This is a genomic window from Nocardiopsis akebiae (assembly GCF_018316795.1).
Classification (GTDB): Bacteria; Actinomycetota; Actinomycetes; order Streptosporangiales; family Streptosporangiaceae; genus Nocardiopsis; species Nocardiopsis dassonvillei.
Window position 1 is genome coordinate 6,009,431 of record NZ_CP074132.1, and the last position, 15,981, is coordinate 6,025,411.

At 70.6% G+C, this 15,981-nt stretch carries 17 protein-coding genes; 5 read left to right on the forward strand and 12 right to left on the reverse strand.

The genetic code is table 11. The annotated features are described in order from the left end of the window. Nucleotides 1-325: 325 nt before the first annotated feature. Nucleotides 326-676: an STAS domain-containing protein gene (locus KGD83_RS25605; protein WP_017567895.1), complete on the forward strand. Its 351-nt coding sequence runs from the start codon at nt 326-328 to the stop codon at nt 674-676. Nucleotides 677-839: 163 nt separating this feature from the next. On the opposite strand, the gene KGD83_RS25610 is transcribed toward KGD83_RS25605, so the two are convergent. Continuing rightward, nucleotides 840-1,535: a M50 family metallopeptidase gene (locus KGD83_RS25610; protein WP_212641531.1), complete on the reverse strand. Its 696-nt coding sequence runs from the start codon at nt 1,533-1,535 to the stop codon at nt 840-842. Between the two features lie 269 nt (nt 1,536-1,804). On the opposite strand from KGD83_RS25610, the gene KGD83_RS25615 reads away from it, so the two are divergent. Then, nucleotides 1,805-2,314, forward strand: coding sequence for a hypothetical protein (locus tag KGD83_RS25615; RefSeq protein ID WP_249352025.1), 510 nt, complete (start codon nt 1,805-1,807; stop codon nt 2,312-2,314). A 150-nt stretch (nt 2,315-2,464) separates the two neighbouring features. Here KGD83_RS25615 and KGD83_RS25620 read toward each other — a convergent pair whose 3' ends face one another. From KGD83_RS25620 to ectA, 11 genes are all read right to left on the reverse strand, one after another. Beyond that, entirely contained in the window at nt 2,465-2,908 is a 444-nt protein-coding gene (locus KGD83_RS25620; protein WP_212641532.1) for an SRPBCC family protein, read from the reverse strand. A gap of 57 nt (nt 2,909-2,965) precedes the next feature. Beyond that, the gene (locus tag KGD83_RS25625; protein WP_212641533.1) at nt 2,966-3,967 is read right to left on the reverse strand and encodes an NUDIX hydrolase; all 1,002 of its coding nucleotides are present in this window, start codon (nt 3,965-3,967) and stop codon (nt 2,966-2,968) included. Further along, the gene (locus KGD83_RS25630) at nt 3,964-6,075 is read right to left on the reverse strand and encodes an RNA degradosome polyphosphate kinase (protein WP_212641534.1); all 2,112 of its coding nucleotides are present in this window, start codon (nt 6,073-6,075) and stop codon (nt 3,964-3,966) included. The genes KGD83_RS25625 and KGD83_RS25630 overlap by 4 nt, the downstream gene beginning before the upstream one ends. Before the next feature lie 165 nt (nt 6,076-6,240). After that, nucleotides 6,241-7,173, reverse strand: coding sequence for a CPBP family intramembrane glutamic endopeptidase (locus KGD83_RS25635; RefSeq protein WP_212641535.1), 933 nt, complete (start codon nt 7,171-7,173; stop codon nt 6,241-6,243). 166 nt (nt 7,174-7,339) lie between these two features. Beyond that, a complete protein-coding gene (gene ehuA / locus KGD83_RS25640; RefSeq protein WP_249352026.1) occupies nt 7,340-8,176 on the reverse strand; it encodes an ectoine/hydroxyectoine ABC transporter ATP-binding protein EhuA in 837 nt (278 codons plus the stop codon). Further along, nucleotides 8,163-8,801: an ectoine/hydroxyectoine ABC transporter permease subunit EhuD gene (gene ehuD / locus KGD83_RS25645; RefSeq protein ID WP_212641536.1), complete on the reverse strand. Its 639-nt coding sequence runs from the start codon at nt 8,799-8,801 to the stop codon at nt 8,163-8,165. The genes ehuA and ehuD overlap by 14 nt, the downstream gene beginning before the upstream one ends. Continuing rightward, nucleotides 8,801-9,529: an ectoine/hydroxyectoine ABC transporter permease subunit EhuC gene (ehuC, locus tag KGD83_RS25650; RefSeq protein WP_212641537.1), complete on the reverse strand. Its 729-nt coding sequence runs from the start codon at nt 9,527-9,529 to the stop codon at nt 8,801-8,803. Before ehuC ends, ehuD begins: the two co-directional genes overlap by 1 nt. 7 nt (nt 9,530-9,536) lie before the next feature. Next, nucleotides 9,537-10,391, reverse strand: a complete 855-nt coding sequence (gene ehuB, locus KGD83_RS25655) for an ectoine/hydroxyectoine ABC transporter substrate-binding protein EhuB (RefSeq protein WP_212644612.1) — start codon at nt 10,389-10,391, stop codon at nt 9,537-9,539. Between the two features lie 484 nt (nt 10,392-10,875). Continuing rightward, nucleotides 10,876-11,271, reverse strand: a complete 396-nt coding sequence (locus tag KGD83_RS25660) for an ectoine synthase (RefSeq protein ID WP_212641538.1) — start codon at nt 11,269-11,271, stop codon at nt 10,876-10,878. Between the two features lie 128 nt (nt 11,272-11,399). Then, nucleotides 11,400-12,665 carry a diaminobutyrate--2-oxoglutarate transaminase gene (gene ectB, locus KGD83_RS25665; RefSeq protein WP_212641539.1) on the reverse strand — a complete coding sequence of 422 codons (1,266 nt, stop codon included), beginning with the start codon at nt 12,663-12,665 and terminating at the stop codon, nt 11,400-11,402. 89 nt (nt 12,666-12,754) lie between these two features. Then, nucleotides 12,755-13,252 (reverse strand): diaminobutyrate acetyltransferase, encoded by a 498-nt coding sequence (gene ectA, locus KGD83_RS25670; protein ID WP_130396392.1) that lies wholly within the window; start codon nt 13,250-13,252, stop codon nt 12,755-12,757. 774 nt (nt 13,253-14,026) lie between these two features. Here ectA and KGD83_RS25675 point away from each other — a divergent pair. From KGD83_RS25675 to KGD83_RS25685, 3 genes are all read left to right on the forward strand, one after another. Then, entirely contained in the window at nt 14,027-14,296 is a 270-nt protein-coding gene (locus tag KGD83_RS25675) for a WhiB family transcriptional regulator (protein ID WP_013156198.1), read from the forward strand. Nucleotides 14,297-14,485: 189 nt separating this feature from the next. Next, nucleotides 14,486-15,100, forward strand: coding sequence for a copper resistance protein (locus tag KGD83_RS25680; RefSeq protein ID WP_212641540.1), 615 nt, complete (start codon nt 14,486-14,488; stop codon nt 15,098-15,100). 8 nt (nt 15,101-15,108) lie between these two features. Continuing rightward, nucleotides 15,109-15,777, forward strand: coding sequence for a copper resistance CopC family protein (locus KGD83_RS25685; RefSeq protein ID WP_212641541.1), 669 nt, complete (start codon nt 15,109-15,111; stop codon nt 15,775-15,777). Nucleotides 15,778-15,981: the final 204 nt, after the last annotated feature.

Genomic DNA, 15,981 nt, shown 5'->3' on the forward strand with positions numbered 1-15,981 from the left:
GAGTGGCCCGAGGCAGCGGCTCGGCGCCTACCGGCGCACCGTCCGTTCTTGCCGCCTCCATCGCAAGGGCACGGACACGCAGGAACTTCCGGCCCGGGTCCGTACGTTTGCCCGATGACTCCGCTTCACGCGGACCCGTCCGGCAGACCCAGGCGAGAAGGGCGTTTCACCCCCGGTCCGGGGGCATCACGCAAGGAACTTGATGAACCATCAGCTTGGCCACCGCGGTAACACGACCAACGTCCCGGTCGGCACGCGCTCGTGGAGCCGCGTGCGGCCCACCGCGCCGATCCGTCGGGCGAGGCCCGAATACGCCGGAGTCGCCATGCCCGACCTGAACATCTCCTCCACCCTGCACGACGCCGGGCGCGTTCTGGCCTTGGACGGGGAGATCGACATGGCCACCGAGCACCGCTTCCAGGAGGCGGTGACCGAGGCTCTGACCACGCAGCCCTTCGGCCGTGTGGTCCTGGACTGCGCCGACCTGCGGTTCATCGACTCCAGCGGTCTGCGCGTCCTGATCCGCGCGCACAAGGCGGCCAAGGAGCAGAAGGCGGTCCTGGCCATCGCCTCACCCATCCACCGGGTGCTCCAGACCCTGCGGGTGACCTCGCTCGACACGCGCATCCCCGTCTTCACGACGGTCTCGGAGGCGCTCACGGCGCCGCGCGCCTAGCGCCCGCGCCGCCCGGCCCCCGGGCAGCCTCCCGAACACACGACGACAGCGGAGACGGCCGCAGCACATGCGCGAGGGGCGCGACCGCAGCGGTCGCTCCCCTCGCGCGTGTCCGGGGCCGTCGCGCTCGCGATCGGCGGACCGCCGACCCGCGCGAACCGGCCTAGAAGAGCAGCAGCCAGACGCCGAGGCCGGTCACGGCCGAGTTGACCAGGAAGAACACCACGACCCACAGGGTTCCCGGCACGCCGGTGAGACGGGCCAGCTGGTCGGCGTCGGAGTGCGGTGAGGGGTTGCGCCTGCGCTGGGCCTGGAGTTCGATCACCGGCCGCACGCCCGCGAAGAGCAGGAACCAGATGAACAGGTAGGCGAAGGCCGCCTGCACCTCCGGCGGCGTGAACCAGCTGATCCCGAACACCACCGCGCCGGTCACCACGATCGACACCACGCCGTAGACGTTGCGGATCATCAGGAGCATGGCGGCGAGCACCACGATGCTCAGCCACAGCAGGGCGGTGACGCGGTCCGACATGAGCATGAGGATGCCGAGCAGGCCGATGACCGACGAGGCGACGTAGCCCGCGAAGACGGTCAGGACCATGCCTATGCCGGTCGGCTTGCCCCGGGAGACGGTGACCCCTGAGGTGTCCGAGTGCAGGCGGATGCCGGTGAGCTGGCGGCCGCTGAGCAGGGCGACCAGGGCGTGTCCGCCCTCGTGGGCGATGGTGACGACGTTGCGCCCGATCCGCCAGGGCGGTCCGAGCAGCACGGCCGCCAGGGCCAGCACCGCAGCGGTGACGATGATCCACCGCTCCGGTTCGGGCTGGACCGACAGCACTTCCCGCCAGACGTCGCCCAAGGTTGTTCCCACGTGTGCCCCCGACTCTGGTTCGACCCGATCGTGCACGGGCCCCACCGGTGCGCGCCGCGGTTGCCGGGAGACGCGTGGAACAGGGGCCCTTGCCGAACTTTAGGGCATGTGCGGACGTTCCGTGTTCTGTCGTGGAATACGAGCGCTCTCCGAGAGCGATGTTGATTTCCTTGCGCCGATGAACTGGCCAAACGAGGGTCGCCAGCCTACATTCATCACTGTCAGTGATTTTCTGGCTACTCAAAGCAAGGATTATTGTGAAGCGTATCGCTGGACTCGCCCTTATGGCCATGACCGCCGGTGCCGTCATCGGCGCCTCCTCCCCCGCCGTCGCGGACGAGGAGCACAACGGCTACCACGGTCACCACGACAACGGCTGGCACCACGACCACGGTGACAACGGGCACGACCGCGGCGACAAGGGCGGGGACCACAAGGGCGAGGACGACGACAAGGGCGGGAAGGGCGACCGCGAGGGCCGCGAGGGCCGCGACGGCGACGACCGGCGCAAGGGCGACCACGAGAACCGCGAGGGCCACGAGGACAAGGGCAAGAAGGACAAGCGCGAGAAGGGCGACCGCGAGGGCCGCGAGGGCCACGACCGGCGCAACGGCGACCACGAGGACCGCAAGGGCGACGACCGGCGCAAGGGCGACCACGAGGGCCGCGAGGGCCACGACCGCAAGAAGGGCGACGACCACGGCGACGAGGACCGCAAGGGCAAGGACCACAAGGACGGCTACCACGAGGACGACGACCGGCGCTAGCCGCCGGGTCCGCGCGTCCGGCTGAGCACGGCGCGCCCGCGCAGGAGGGGGCGCGCGGCGCCGACGCGACGGACCCGCTCTCCTCACCACAGCGCCGCCCGCGGCCCCCGATCCGCGGGCGGCGCCCGGTCGTGTCGGCCGTCCGGCCGATCAGTCCTCCCGCGCCTCCGCCGCGGCCTTGAGGCGCACCAGGGTCTGCTCGATGCTCCGCGCGTTCCTGGCGGGCATCCCCATGAGGACGTAGAAGGCCGGCAGACCCCTGGAGTAGTCGAAGGTCTCCGTGACACGGGTGCCCCCCTCCGCCAGTTCCTCCAACTCGTAGCGCCAGCGGTGCGGGCCGAAGTGCCGCCAGGCGATGAGGCGGTCCTCCTCGTACTCCACCACCCGGTTGGTGATCCGGTAGCCGACGCCGAACATCCTCATGTCCATGCCGAACTCGCTGCCCCGCTCCAGCCGCTCCGGGCCGAAGAGGGTGGAGAGGACGGTGTCGGAGCCGTCGAACTCGGCGTGCCGCTCCGGCGCCGCGATGATGTCGAAGATCCGCTTGGCGGGAGCGTCGACCACGACGCTCCGCGCAACCCTGTGTTTGGCCATGACCGCATCATGGCAGCGCCTCGCGGCCCGGTCCCGGCCACCCCGCCGGATCCGGGCTCAGGCCCGGACGGCGTGCCGCTCCACCGCCGCCAGTCCTCCGCCCCGAGCGGTGACGTGCACCACCCAGAAGGAGCCCTTGCGCAGCCCCAGCTGCTGGGAGAACGGCGCGTCCAGCCGCGTGAGGGCCTCGGCCATGAGCTGCGGGACGAGTTCGCCGTGCGTGCACACGACGGTCGGCCTCCCCTCGGCCAGGACGCGCGCGAACGCCTCGCGGGCCTCCGCCACGCCGTGCTCGGAGCCGTCCGGGGACGTGCGGATCGTGAACGCCCGCTCGGTGCGCGTGGGCACGTCGTACTCCACCGTGTAGGGCAGCAGCGACTCGGTGCACCGCGCCGCCGCCGAAGTCACCACGCGGGGCCGCCCGTAGGCGCTCAGCACACGGGGCAGGGCCAGGGCGTCGGCGCGCCCGGTCCCGTCCAGGGGCCGCAGCAGGTCGTCGTCCGTCCAGGCGCCCTTGTCCCCCGCTGACAGGTGCCGCAGCAGGATGACGGGGAAGGTGTTCGCGGGCCCGGCCAGGAAGTTGTCGACCACCCGCACGTCGTGGTCGTAGGTGAGGCGGTCGCGGGCCTCCTCCACCGGCACCCACTCGACCAGGTCCACCTCGTCGTTGGGCGGGTAGTCGATCCCCGCGGCCGGGTCGGCGGTGGTGGCCGCCCACCACTCCACCTGCTTGGGCCAGCCGTCCTTGAGGTAGCGCTGCGGGGGGAGCCTGCGGCCCAGCACGGGGGTCAGGCCGGTCTCCTCGACCACCTCGCGGACCGCGCCGGTCACGGGGTGCTCGCGGCTCTTGAGCTTGCCCTTGGGCAGGGACCAGTCGCCCCGGTCGGGCCTGCGGACCAGGACGATCTCGGTGCCGCCCGCGCCCTCGCGCCACAGCAGGGCTCCCGCCGCACGGATGGGTTCGAGGTAGCCGCCGACCGCCGTCTCGCGCAGGGGGCCGGCCCCGTGAGCACCCTCGACCGATCCCTCCACGTCTCCCCCGTTCGGTACGGTGCTCACCCGCCCTCCACCACGCGCAGGTGGCGGTCGCCGCGCAGGCTGTCCTGGAGGTCGGTGAGCGGGCGCCCGTCGCCGTCTCTGGTGAACCGGGTCCAGGTCCCCTCGGGTTCGAGCCGCCAGGACGAGGTCGCGTCGTCCATCGCCAGGTCCATGAGGCGCACCAGCCTGCGGCACTGCTCGGTGTCGGCCACGCGCACCAGGGCCTCGACCCGGCGGTCGAGGTTGCGGGGCATCAGGTCGGCGCTGCCGATCCACACCTGGGGCCGCCAGCCGTTGGCGAAGACGAAGATGCGGGAGTGCTCCAGGAAGCGGCCCAGGATGCTGCGCACCCGGATGTTGTCGGACAGTCCGGGCACCCCGGCGCGCAGGACGCAGCTGCCGCGCACCCACAGGTCGACGCTCACCCCGGCCTGGGAGGCCCGGTACAGGGCGTCGATGATCTCCAGGTCGACCAGGGAGTTGACCTTGATCCGGATGTGGGCGGGCTCGCCCCTGAGGCTGTTGTCGATCTCGACGGCGATCTGTTCGAGCAGGCTCTCGCGCAGGGCTCCGGGCGCCACGAGCAGGCGCTGGTAGTGCTTCTTGCGGGAGAAGCCGGTGAGGCTGTTGAACAGGTCGCTGACGTCCTCGCCCACCTCGGGGTCGGCGCTGAACAGGCCGAGGTCCTCGTACATGCGGGCGGTGCTCGGGTTGTAGTTGCCGGTGCCCACGTGGCAGTAGCGGCGCAGCAGCCCGTCGTCGTCGCGGCGCACGACCATGGACAGCTTGCAGTGGGTCTTGAGGCCGACGACGCCGTAGACGACGTGGCAGCCCGCCTGTTCGAGCTTGCGGGCCCACTGGATGTTGTTCTGCTCGTCGAAGCGGGCCTTGATCTCGACCAGGACCACGACCTCCTTGCCCTCGCGGGCGGCCTCGATGAGGGACTCCACGATGGGCGAGTCACCGCTGGTGCGGTACAGGGTCTGCTTGATCGCCACGACCTCGGGGTCGGTGGCGGCCAGGGCCAGGAAGCGCTCGGTGGTGGTGGCGAAGGACTCGTAGGGGTGGTGTACGAGGACCTCGCGCTCTCGGACGGTGGCGAAGAGGTCGCCGGAGGTCAGGGCGCGCGGCTCGACGGGGACCATGGGCGGGTAGCGCAGCTCGGGCCGGTCGGTGTCGGCGATCTGGGACAGCCCGGCGAGGTTGAGCGGTCCGGGGACCCGGTAGATCTCCTCCTCCTCGGCGCCCAGCTCCTCGGTGAGTATGGACAGGGCCTCGTCGCTGATGTCGTGTTCGACCTCCAGGCGCACGAGCGGTCCGAAGCGGCGGCGCAGCAACTCCTTCTCCAGGGAGGTGACGAGGTCGTCGGTCTCGTCCTCGTCCACCTCCAGGTCGGCGTTGCGGGTGACCCGGAAGGCGTTGTGCTCCAGGATCTGCATGCCCTCGAAGAGCTGGGGCAGGTGGGCGGCGACGATGTCCTCGACGGGGACGAACCGGCCGCCCTCGCGGTCGCCCAGCTCGATGAATCGGGGCAGGGAGCTGGGGATCTTGACCCGGGCGAACATGCGGCGCCCGTCGTGGGGGTCGCGGACGGCGACCGCGAGGTTGAGCGAGCGGCCGGAGATGTAGGGGAAGGGGTGCGCGGAGTCGACCGCGAAGGGCGTCACCAGCGGGTAGACCGAGCGCTGGAAGTAGCCGCGCAGGTTCTCGCGCTCGACGGTCTCCAGTTCGTTCCAGCGCACGACGCGGATGCCGGCCTCGCGCAGGGCGGGCGCGACGCTGTCGTGGAAGCAGGCGGCCTGGCGGAGCATGAGTTCGCGGGTGAACCGGGAGATGCGCCCGAGCAGCGCGCGGGGGTGGTGTCCGCTGGAGGAGGCGACGGACAGGCCGGTGGCCAGGCGGCGTTTGAGCCCGGCCACGCGCACCATGAAGAACTCGTCCAGGTTGCTGGAGAAGATCGCCAGGAACCGCGCGCGTTCCAGGAGGGGGATGTCCTCGTCCTCGGCGAGTTCGAGCACGCGCTGGTTGAAGCGCAGCCACCCCTCCTCCCTGTCCATGAACCTGTCGGCGGGAAGCTCGGGCGTACCGGCGGCGGGCCCCTCGGGTGTTGGCGCTGTTTCCGTGCTCACAGTGGGCAGACTCCCCCTTTTCCATGACCGCGAGGTGACAACCCCGTGAGGGGAGAATGACCGCGACACGACTGGTGTGGACCCTCTGTAGCCCTATGCCCGTTCCTGCCGCGGTCTTCCCCTTCCGACCGCGGGTTTTACCGTTCGCCCGGCGCACGGGTCCGGTCACATGACACCGGTCTGGAGATCGGGGGGCATGAGCATCAGGAACATGCCGACGCGCATCACCACCTGGATCCACGTGTTGCGGAAGCACGTCCACAGGTAGCCGTAGAGGAGGCTGGCCGTGGCGTAGGTGAGCAGGGCCAGGCCGGTGTTGTAGACCAGGTCGGTCCCAGGCAGCTGGGACACCGCGTCGTAGGGCTGGATGAGGGCGTAGGTGAGGGCGAAGACCACCGAGGTGGCGACGATGCCGCCCCAGCGGCCCATGAGGATCTCCAGACGAGTCTGCACCATCCCCCGGAAGAAGATCTCCTCGCACACCGCCATGACGGTGAAAGCCAGCACGTAGCCCAGCAGTTGGAGGGAGGGACCCGGCAGCCCCAGACGCGGGACGAGCAGGTAGCCGATCAGGAGCAGCGCGATGGCGATCGGGACCATCCCGAGCCAGCGCCAGGGCTCGGAAACCTTCAGGGCGACCGCGGGCATGGCGGTGCCCTTGCCGTCCAGGGTGATGCCGGAGCGGTCCATGACCAGCAGCGGCAGGGTGAACAGGAACAGCAGGCGCGAGACCAGCGCCTCGGACATGGCCAGGTCGGCGCCGAACACCGCCTCGTAGGTGGCGAAGAGCACCGACAACAGCGCCATGGACGCCACGAAGCCGGTGAGGAAGAGCCCCAGCCAGCCCAGTTCGCGGCCGATGGGGTGGCCGTCCATCGCCTGGACGACGCGGCGGTCCAGCTGCTCGCGGGCGCCGAAGCCCCTGACCATGGCCCAGGCCAGGATGCCGCCGACCAGCATCGGGGACCAGGAGACCAAGAAGAGGACCAGGGAGTCGCCGAGGACGTCGGAGCGCAGTACGGGGCGGGAGAGCATCGGCACCGCGACGAGCAGCAGGGCGACCAGCACCCCCCAGACGAGCCCCCATCTTCGCACCATGGTCACAAGAGTCCCCCCTGTCTCAGAACTCTCATTCTGCCCAAGGGGAAACTAAAAGCTACTCAATGACTACGGTATGTCGCCACTCGCCTCGACATGTCCCGTCACGCCGAAGGGCCGCTCCCGAAGGAGCGGCCCCGGCGGTGGGCGGGTGCGGAGGGCCCTCTCAGAAACCGTTGTCGAGCACCGAGCGGAGGAAGGACTTGGTGCGCTCCTCCTTGGGGTCGCCGAAGATCTGCTCCGGCGTGCCCTCCTCGGCGATCTGGCCCTGGTCGAACATGAGCACCCGGTGCGACACGTCGCGCGCGAAGTGCATCTCGTGCGTCACGCACAGCATGGTGATGTCCGTGGTCTCGGCGACCTCGCGCAGCACGTCCAGGACCCCGGCCACCAGCTCCGGGTCCAGGGCCGAGGTGACCTCGTCCAGGAGCAGGATCTCCGGCTGCATGGCCAGCGCGCGGGCGATCGCCACGCGCTGCTGCTGGCCGCCCGAGAGCTGGGTCGGGTGGGCGTCGATCTTGTCGCCGAGCCCGACCAGCTCCAGCAGTTCCTCGGCCTTGGCGTTGGCCTCGGCCTTGGGGGTGCCCAGCACGTGCACGGGAGCCTCGGTGATGTTCTGCCGGACGGTCATGTTCGGGAACAGGTTGAACTGCTGGAACACCATGCCGACGCGCTTGCGGCGCGCGCGCAGGTAGGACTCGTTGGCCCGGGTCAGGCCCTGGCCCTTGCGCATGTGGCTGAAGGGCTCGCCGCCCACCCAGATGACGCCCTCGGTGACCTTCTCCAGGGTCATCAGCAGGCGCAGGATGGTGGTCTTGCCCGAACCGCTGGGGCCGATGAGCGTGACCCGCTCGCCGGGAGCGACGGAGAAGTTCAGGTGGTCGAGCACCGTGAGGTCGCCGAAGCGCTTCACCACGTCGTCGAAGACGATCAGGGACTCGTCCCCGGGGCCGCTGCCGACACCCTGGGGCTCTTCGTTCACGGGGGTGTCAGACGGCGGCATAGCGTCGCTCCAGTCGTCGGATGAGGATGGCGGACGGGACGCTCACGAGCAGGAACAGGATCCCGACCAGGGTGTAGGCCTCGACGATGCGGAAGTCCGCGCTGCCGACCTGCTGGGCCTCGGTGAGCAGCTCGGGCACACTGATCGCCAGCAGCAGCGGCGTGTCCTTGAACATCGCGATGAGGTAGTTGCCCAGCGCCGGGATGGTCTTGCGGATCGCCTGCGGCAGCACGATGGCGCCCCACGTGCGGCTGGCGGGCAGGCTCAGCGCCCGGGCCGCCTCCCACTGCCCCTTGGCCACGCCCTCGATGCCCGAGCGGTAGACCTCGGCGGTGTAGGCCGCGTAGTGCACGCCGATCACGACGACGCCCACGGTCATCGCGGAGATGTCGGCCGGGGTCAGGAGGAAGACGAACACCAGCTGGATGATCAGCGGGGTCGTCCGGATGAACTCCATGACCGCGTGCAGGACGGTGCCGAAGAACGGCGTCCGGCGGGCGATGGCGATCGCCAGGCCCAGGACCAGCGCGATCAGGTAACCGAGCACGGTGATCTGGACGGTCACCCACAGCCCGCCCAGCAGGTCGGGCATGACCTCGAAGGTCCACTCGAAGTCCCAGAACATCACTTGGCCACCCCCGCCCTCGTGTCGGCGGCCGGGGGCCGCAGGAGGGACGCCAGGCCTCCGCCGCCCGGCGCGGCGCGGCCCAGCTTGCGGTTGGCGCGGCGTTCGAGCAGTCGCATGCCGAGGATGAGCACCTGCGCGATCAGGTAGTAGAGGACGAAGGCGCCGATGAAGGCGACCACGGTCTCACCGGTGGCCTGGCGCATGTTCTGCGCCACGGCCGTCAGGTCGGCCACACCGATGAGGTAGGACACCGCGGTGGCCTTCATCAGCTCGATGTTGAGGTTGCCGAACGTGGGCAGCATCTGGGCCCAGGCCTGGGGCAGCACGACCAGGCGCGTCCGCTGGAACCAGGAGAGGTTCAGCGCGACGGTGGCCTCGACCTGCGGCTTGGGCACGGCGTTGATGGACGAGCGCACGACCTCGGCCCCGTAGGCTCCCAGGTTGAGGCCCACGGCGAGGATCGCGGCGAAGTTGTCGGCCAGCTGGAAACCGGTCAGCTGGGGCAGGGCGAACGCCATCCAGAACATCAGCACCAGGGCGGCGATCCCCCGGAACACCTCCACGTAGACCGTGGCGACGGCCCGGGGGAGCCAGTGCCGGATCGTCCCCATGATCCCGAAGACCATGGCCAGGACGAAGGCCAGTGCGATGCCCCCGAGGGTGAGCTGGATGGTGACCCATGCGCCCTCGGCGTAGAGCGGTAGCCGCTGGATCAGGAAGTCCACTGCGGGTTCATCCCTCGCAGAGTTCGGCGGTGGTCGTGTCGTCGGGCAGGTCGGCCTCGGTGAAGCCCCACTCCTCGCCCAGCTCCAGGAGGCGTCCGCTCTCCTTGAACTCGGCGATCACCCGGTTGACCTCCTCCAGGAGCTGGGTGTCCTGCTGGCGGAAGCACAGCCCGCCCCAGCCCTTCTCCTCCTGGCCGTCGATCTCGGGGAAGAACGCCTCGGTGACCTCGAAGGGGCCGCCCCGGTCCTGGAGCAGGTAGGTGTGGGACACGCTCAGCATGGACATCGCGTCGACGCGCCCCGCCTCCAGCAGCTCGTAGCCGGCGGTCTGGTTGGGGATGAGCTCCATCTGGTTCTCGGGCACCTCGAAGTACTCGGCGTAGGTCTGCTCGACCGAGCCGTTGAGGACCGCAAGCACGAGGTCGGGGTTGTCGACGAAGTCCGTGAAGTGCTGGATGCCGTGCGGGTTGCCCTCCGCGACCATGAAGGCCTCGGGGGAGGTGGCGGTGGGCTCGCTGAAGGCGACCTGTCCGCAGCGCTCGGGGGTGATGAACACACCGGCGGCGATGACGTCGAAGCGGTTCGCGTTCAGGCCGGGGATGAGCCCGTCCCAGTTCACCGAGGAGGCCTGGATCTCGGGGACGCCCAGCTCCTCGAAGACCGCCTTGGCCACGGCGGGGGACTGACCGGCCGGGTTGCCGGAGTCGTCGACGAAGCCGAAGGGGATCTCGTTGGCGAGGCCGACGGCCACGAAGCCCTGTTCGCGCAGCCGGTCCAGGGTCGAGGCGCCCTCCTCCCCCTCCCCGCCGCCTCCGCCGTCGACACGGGTGCAGGCGGCCAGGCCGAGGGTGGCCAGCCCCACGCCTCCCAGGCGGAGTGCGTCACGGCGGCCCCAGGCTCCTCTGCGTACTGCGGGTACCTGCTTCTTCACGACTGCTCCTCGAAAGACTCGCGGGAGCGGCGCTCTCGCCTGGCTGGACGACAGCGCCGCGCATTCGGATCGGGATGCCTGGTGTGGGCGGTGTGCGGCACCGGGCCGCGGCTGCGGCCGCCCCCGGGGCAGGGCGGGGCGGCACAAGTACGGGGGTCTCCCTCCCCGGGCAGGACCGCCAGTAACAGGACCCGATTAGTCCGTTATGCACTGGTTATTCACGTGCAGTCTCGGAGTGATCCGCCCTTTGGCCTGCTCAGGTCGGGTCACCTGGTGCTCGTGACTTTGGGTCCGATTGTCCGTCACCCTGGGGCGCCGCCCGCGCGACACCCCGAGGACACTCCGGTGTCGCCTTCCGCGAACGCGGACGGGCGGGGCCGACCGGCCCCGCCCGCGTGGTCTGACAGTCCTGGGATCAGGCGCCTTCCTCGACGACGAGGGGGTAGACGCCGTTCTCGTCGTGCACCTCGCGACCGGTGACGGGCGGGTTGAACACGCACAGCACGCGGAAGTCCGTCTTGGGGCGGACGGTGTGCTTCTCGTGGCCGTCGAGCAGGTACAGGGTGCCCGGGGTGATGACGTGCTTCTCCCCGGTCTCCTCGTTGGTCAGCTCGGCCTCGCCCTCGATGCAGTGCACGAGCTCGACGTGGTTGGCGTACCAGAAGGTCGACTCGGTGCCCGCGTACAGGACGGTCTCGTGGAAGGAGAAACCGACCTTGTCCTTGGCCAGGACGATCCGACGGCTGCGCCAGTTCTCCGTCTTGATGTCGGCGTCGGTGTCGTTGACCTCGTCCATGCTGCGAACGATCACTGTGCTCCCCCTCTACGCGCTCTGAGCGCTCCTGTGGTGGTACGGAACACGGGGCGGGGCCGGACGACGTCCCGAGGGTCGCCGCCCGGCCCCGCACCGTGTGGTGTGGAAACCCCCTGTGGGAGTCCCTAGGCGGGCTGGGCCGCCTTGACCGCGGCGCGGGCCGCGTCAGCCATGATGTCAAGGCCGGCCGTGAGTTCCTCCTCGCTCGCCGTGAGCGGCGGCAGGAGTTTGGCCACCTCGTCCTCGGGCCCGGAGGTCTCCAGGAGCAGACCCCGGTCGAAGGCCTCGGCGGCGACCTTCTTGGCGATGTCGGTCTGCTCGAAGGCAAGGCCCCGGGCCAGGCCGCGGCCGCGCACGTGCGCGCCGAACTCGGCGTGCTCGGCGGCCATCTCGGCCAGGCGGGCGGCGACCATGTCGCCCTTGGCCTTGACGGAGTCGGAGAAGGCCGAGTCGCTCCAGTAGCGGCGCAGGGCCCCGACGGCGGTCACCATGGCCGGGTTGAACCCGCGGAAGGTGCCGTTGTGCTCGCCCGGCTCCCACACGTCCAGCTCGCGCTTGAACAGGGTGAGGGCCATGGGCAGGCCGTAGCCGCTGATGGACTTGGACAGCGTGACGATGTCCGGGGTGATCCCGGCCTCCTCGAAGCTGAAGAAGTCGCCGGTGCGGCCGCAGCCCATCTGGATGTCGTCGACGATCATGAGGATCTCGTACTCGCGGCACAAATCCGAGAGCTCGCGCAGCCACTGGGCGCTGGCGGCGTTGATGCCGCCCTCGCCCTGGACCGTCTCGACGATGACGGCGGCGGGCTTGTCCAGGCCGCTGCCGCTGTCGTCCAGCAGGCTGCGCAGCCACAGGAAGTCCGGGGTCTTGCCGTCCAGGTAGTTGTCGAACGGCATCGTGGCGACGTGGCCCAGCGGCACGCCCGCGCCGCCGCGCTTCATCGAGTTTCCGGTGACGGCCAGGGCGCCCAGGGTCATGCCGTGGAAGCCGTTGGTGAAGTTGACGATGGTCTCGCGGCCGGTGTACTTGCGGGCCAGCTTGAGCGCGGCCTCGACCGCGTTGTTGCCCGCGGGCCCGGGGAACTGGACCTTGTAGTCGAGACCCCGGGGTTTGAGGATGATCTCCTCGAAGGTTTCCAGGAACTCGCGTTTGGCCACGCTGTAGGCGTCGAGGCTGTGCACGATCTTGTCGTCGGTCAGGTACTCGATGAGCGAGGTCTTCAGCTCGGGGTTGTTGTGCCCGTAGTTGAGCGACCCCGCCCCCGCGAAGAAGTCGAGGTAGGGCTTGCCGTCCTCGGAGTAGACGTGGCTACCGACGGCCCGGTCGAACACGACCGGCCAGTTCCGGCAGTATCCGCGGACTTCGGACTCCAGGCGCTGGAAGGTCTCCATCGTGTGTTCCTCGGTTCCTTTATCCCAGGTTCGTGGGCTCATGGCTTGGGCGACGGGGTGGGTCGAACGGGTCCGGTGCGGACGGTCGGTCATGCTCCGGGCCCGGCTCCGAGAGGTCCGATGCGTACGAGGTCCTCGGGGTCGTGGGGGGTGTCCTCCTGGGGGAAGTGTTCCCCGGTGAAGAGCGGACTCCACACGGCCTCGGCGTCTCGGTCCCTGGCGAACGAGGCGAACAGGGCGCGGGAGGCGGTGTTGTCGGCGGTGACGGTCGCTTCGAGGTAGCGCAGGCCGCGGTCGGTGATCCGGTCACCGACGAAGTCGAGCATCCGGCGGGCCAGTCCCTGTCCGCGGTACGCGGAGTCGACGGCGACCTGCCAGAGGAAGTACGTGTCGGGGTCGTCGGGCCGCACGTAGCCGGTGACGTAGGCCGCGACACGGCCCTCGTCGTCGCGGGCGACGACGCTGGTCGTGGCGAAGTCCCGGCACCAGAGCGCGTAGGCGTACGGGGAGTTGGCGTCCATGCCGTTCTCCCGCGCCAGCCGCCACATGTGCGGTCCGTCCTCCGGGGACGGGTGCGACAGGCGCACGCCTCCACGGCCCGCGGCGCCTGGGGCCGTGGCCCCGGTGTCAGTCCGGACGCGTGCTTGGAGGTTCGTTCGTAGATGTGGCACGTCGATCGAACTTAGCGAATGAATGTCAATGACATTTCGCGGAGGCCGCTCGCGAATGTTTGGGCAGAGCGCTCACGGGTATGGCCCGTTTATTTAGCAGCGCCCCAAAGCTCTGACCTGGACTTTCGGGTGTCGTACGGGAGCGGGCGGGACACGGTCCCACGCCCCGCCCAACAGGGGGTTCGGCACCGCGGCCGCGGGGAGCGGGCCGGGGGCGCCGCCGGGGAGGGCGGCCGTCGGTGCCCGGGGGGCCGACAGCCGTCAGGGTCAAACATAGATCCTCGCGGAGCAATATTAAGCGTGCGTTAAGTCACATGAATCCGGTGGAAAGCTCGCGACATAACGTCACTCGGGGGCTCCGCAGACGCACCACACGCTACGCCGAAAGGGGCTGGCGGCGCACCCGAAACGCCGACACCCGGGATGACGCGACCTTTGGCTCGGTCGCGTGGGGGCAGGGGAGGGCGGGGCCCCGCCCCCGCCCTCCCCCCGGGGACGCCCTTGAGATTTCCGGTCTTTTCGAGCAGACTCCGTGTAGTACTACGTTGAGTCGTACTACAATTGGTCGCATCGCCGCGCCGCAGTTCCCGGGTCGATCACCCGTGGGCGGCGGGGCGGAGAAGCCCCCTGGCCCGGCCGTGGTGACACGGCACGGGGACAGGGACCACCAGCCACGGATCGGAGGCGCCCGTGAACCGCCTGTACCACGAGAGCGAGGACTGGGTCCTGCAGGGCAACTGCCGCTCGCAGGACCCGGAGATCTTCTTTCCGGTGAGCAGCACCGGGATCGGGCGCGCCGACACCGAGCAGGCCATCGCCGTCTGCCGCAGCTGTACTGTTCGCCAAGAGTGCCTGCGGTGGGCCCTGCGGGCGGGAGAGGCTCACGGAGTCTGGGGTGGGACCACCCCCGAGGAGCGCCGCTACATGCGCCGCGAACTCGTCCCGGCCGGTCGTCACTGACGAGGGCGACGGGGACCGCCGGAGGGCCTCGGCCCGCCCGGCGGTCCAGCCCCCTCGAACCGCCCCCGGTCCGAACCCGCCTCGTCCGCGGCCCGGACGACCGCGCCCCGCGCCGGTCCGCCCGGGCCGCGCGTCCGCCGTCCCCAGGGGATCTTGCGACCCTCCGGGGCACGGCCTAGGTTCTTTCTCGTGCGACCCGCTCACGGCACACTCCGCCTCCTGCGCACGGCCCTCCTGGCCGCTGCGTGCACGGGGCTTGCCTGGGGCGGGCACAACCTGTGGGCCGCGGCGCCCGCCTCCCCGGGGGGCCTGGCCGCGGCGACCGCGATCCTGTTCCCCCTGCTGTGGTACTTCACCCGCACGATGCGCGGGTTCGGCGACATCTTCGCCGTCATGGCCTGCGTGCAGATCCTCCTGCACCTGGTGTTCCAGGGTTCGGGCGAACCCGTCCCCGGCATCCTCGACACCGGTGCCGACCACGCCGGGCACGGCCTGATCACCCACGCCCTCGGCCTCGCGCCCGGCATGCTGTTCGCGCACCTGTGGGCGGCCCTGCTGGCGTCGGCCCTGCTCGCCCACGGCGAGGCGGCCCTGTGGTTCCTGACCGCCCTGCTCGCCCGGGCGCTGCCGCCGCTGCGCGTGCCCGGCATCGCGTTCGGCGCCCGCGTACCGGTCACGTGCGCCGCCTCCGGTAGCGCTCCCCCTCCCGTCGCGCTCTCGGCGCACGGCCCGCGCGCCCCTCCCCCTCCCGGGGCGCCCTTGCACGGCGCCCCCGCGCGCACGCCGGAACGTACCGAGAACTGAGGGAAGACATGACCACCACCCGCACCCCCGACACCGCGGCCACCTCGCGCACGCTCGCTCGCGCGGCCGCCGCCGTACTGGCCCCCCTCGCCGCGGCCGCGCTGGCCCTGGCCCCTTCGCCCGCGCTGGCGCACGACGTCTTGACCGGGTCCGACCCCGAGGACGGGGCCACCCTGGACACCGTGCCCGAGGAGATCGTGCTGAGCTTCAACAACTCGCCGATGGAGGGCGGGAGCGGCAGCGCCGTCGTCGTCACGGGGCCGGACGAGGAGACCACCTACGAGGAGGGGGACCTGACCTTCGACGGCACGGACGTGTCGGTGGGGCTGGCCCCGCTGGACCAGGCCGGTGAGTACACCATCGGGTTCCGCGTGGTCTCCTCCGACGGCCACCCGATCCAGGACACCCTGACGTTCTCGGTGACCGAGGAGGCCGTCGCCGCGGCGGCGCCGGAGCCCGAGGAGAGCGAGACCGCGCAGGAGCCCGCCGCTGAGCCGGAGCAGGAGCCCGCCGACGAGGTGAACGCGGACGGGGCCGCGGCCGAGGAGGAGTCGGGCGGCGTGTCGCCGGTGGCGCTGGCGGTCGTGGCCGTCGTCGCGGTCGCGGGCATCGCCGCGGTCGTGCTCGTGGCCGTGCGCATGCGCAAGCGCCCGGGCGGGGACGCCGGACGGGAGTAGGACCGCAGCGAAGGGAGCGAGGGGCCCGCACGCCCTCCCCGGCGGGGGAGGCGCGTACGGGCCCCTCGTCGTGTCCGGCGCCCGGTCCGTCCGACCGGCGACGGGGGGCGGACACGGGAGGCGTCGGCGGCGTCCGCTCGCGCGGGGGCCGGGGCCGCGGGTCGGGGGAGGCTGGCGATTGGAGGGGGTCGGGGGTCGGCGGGA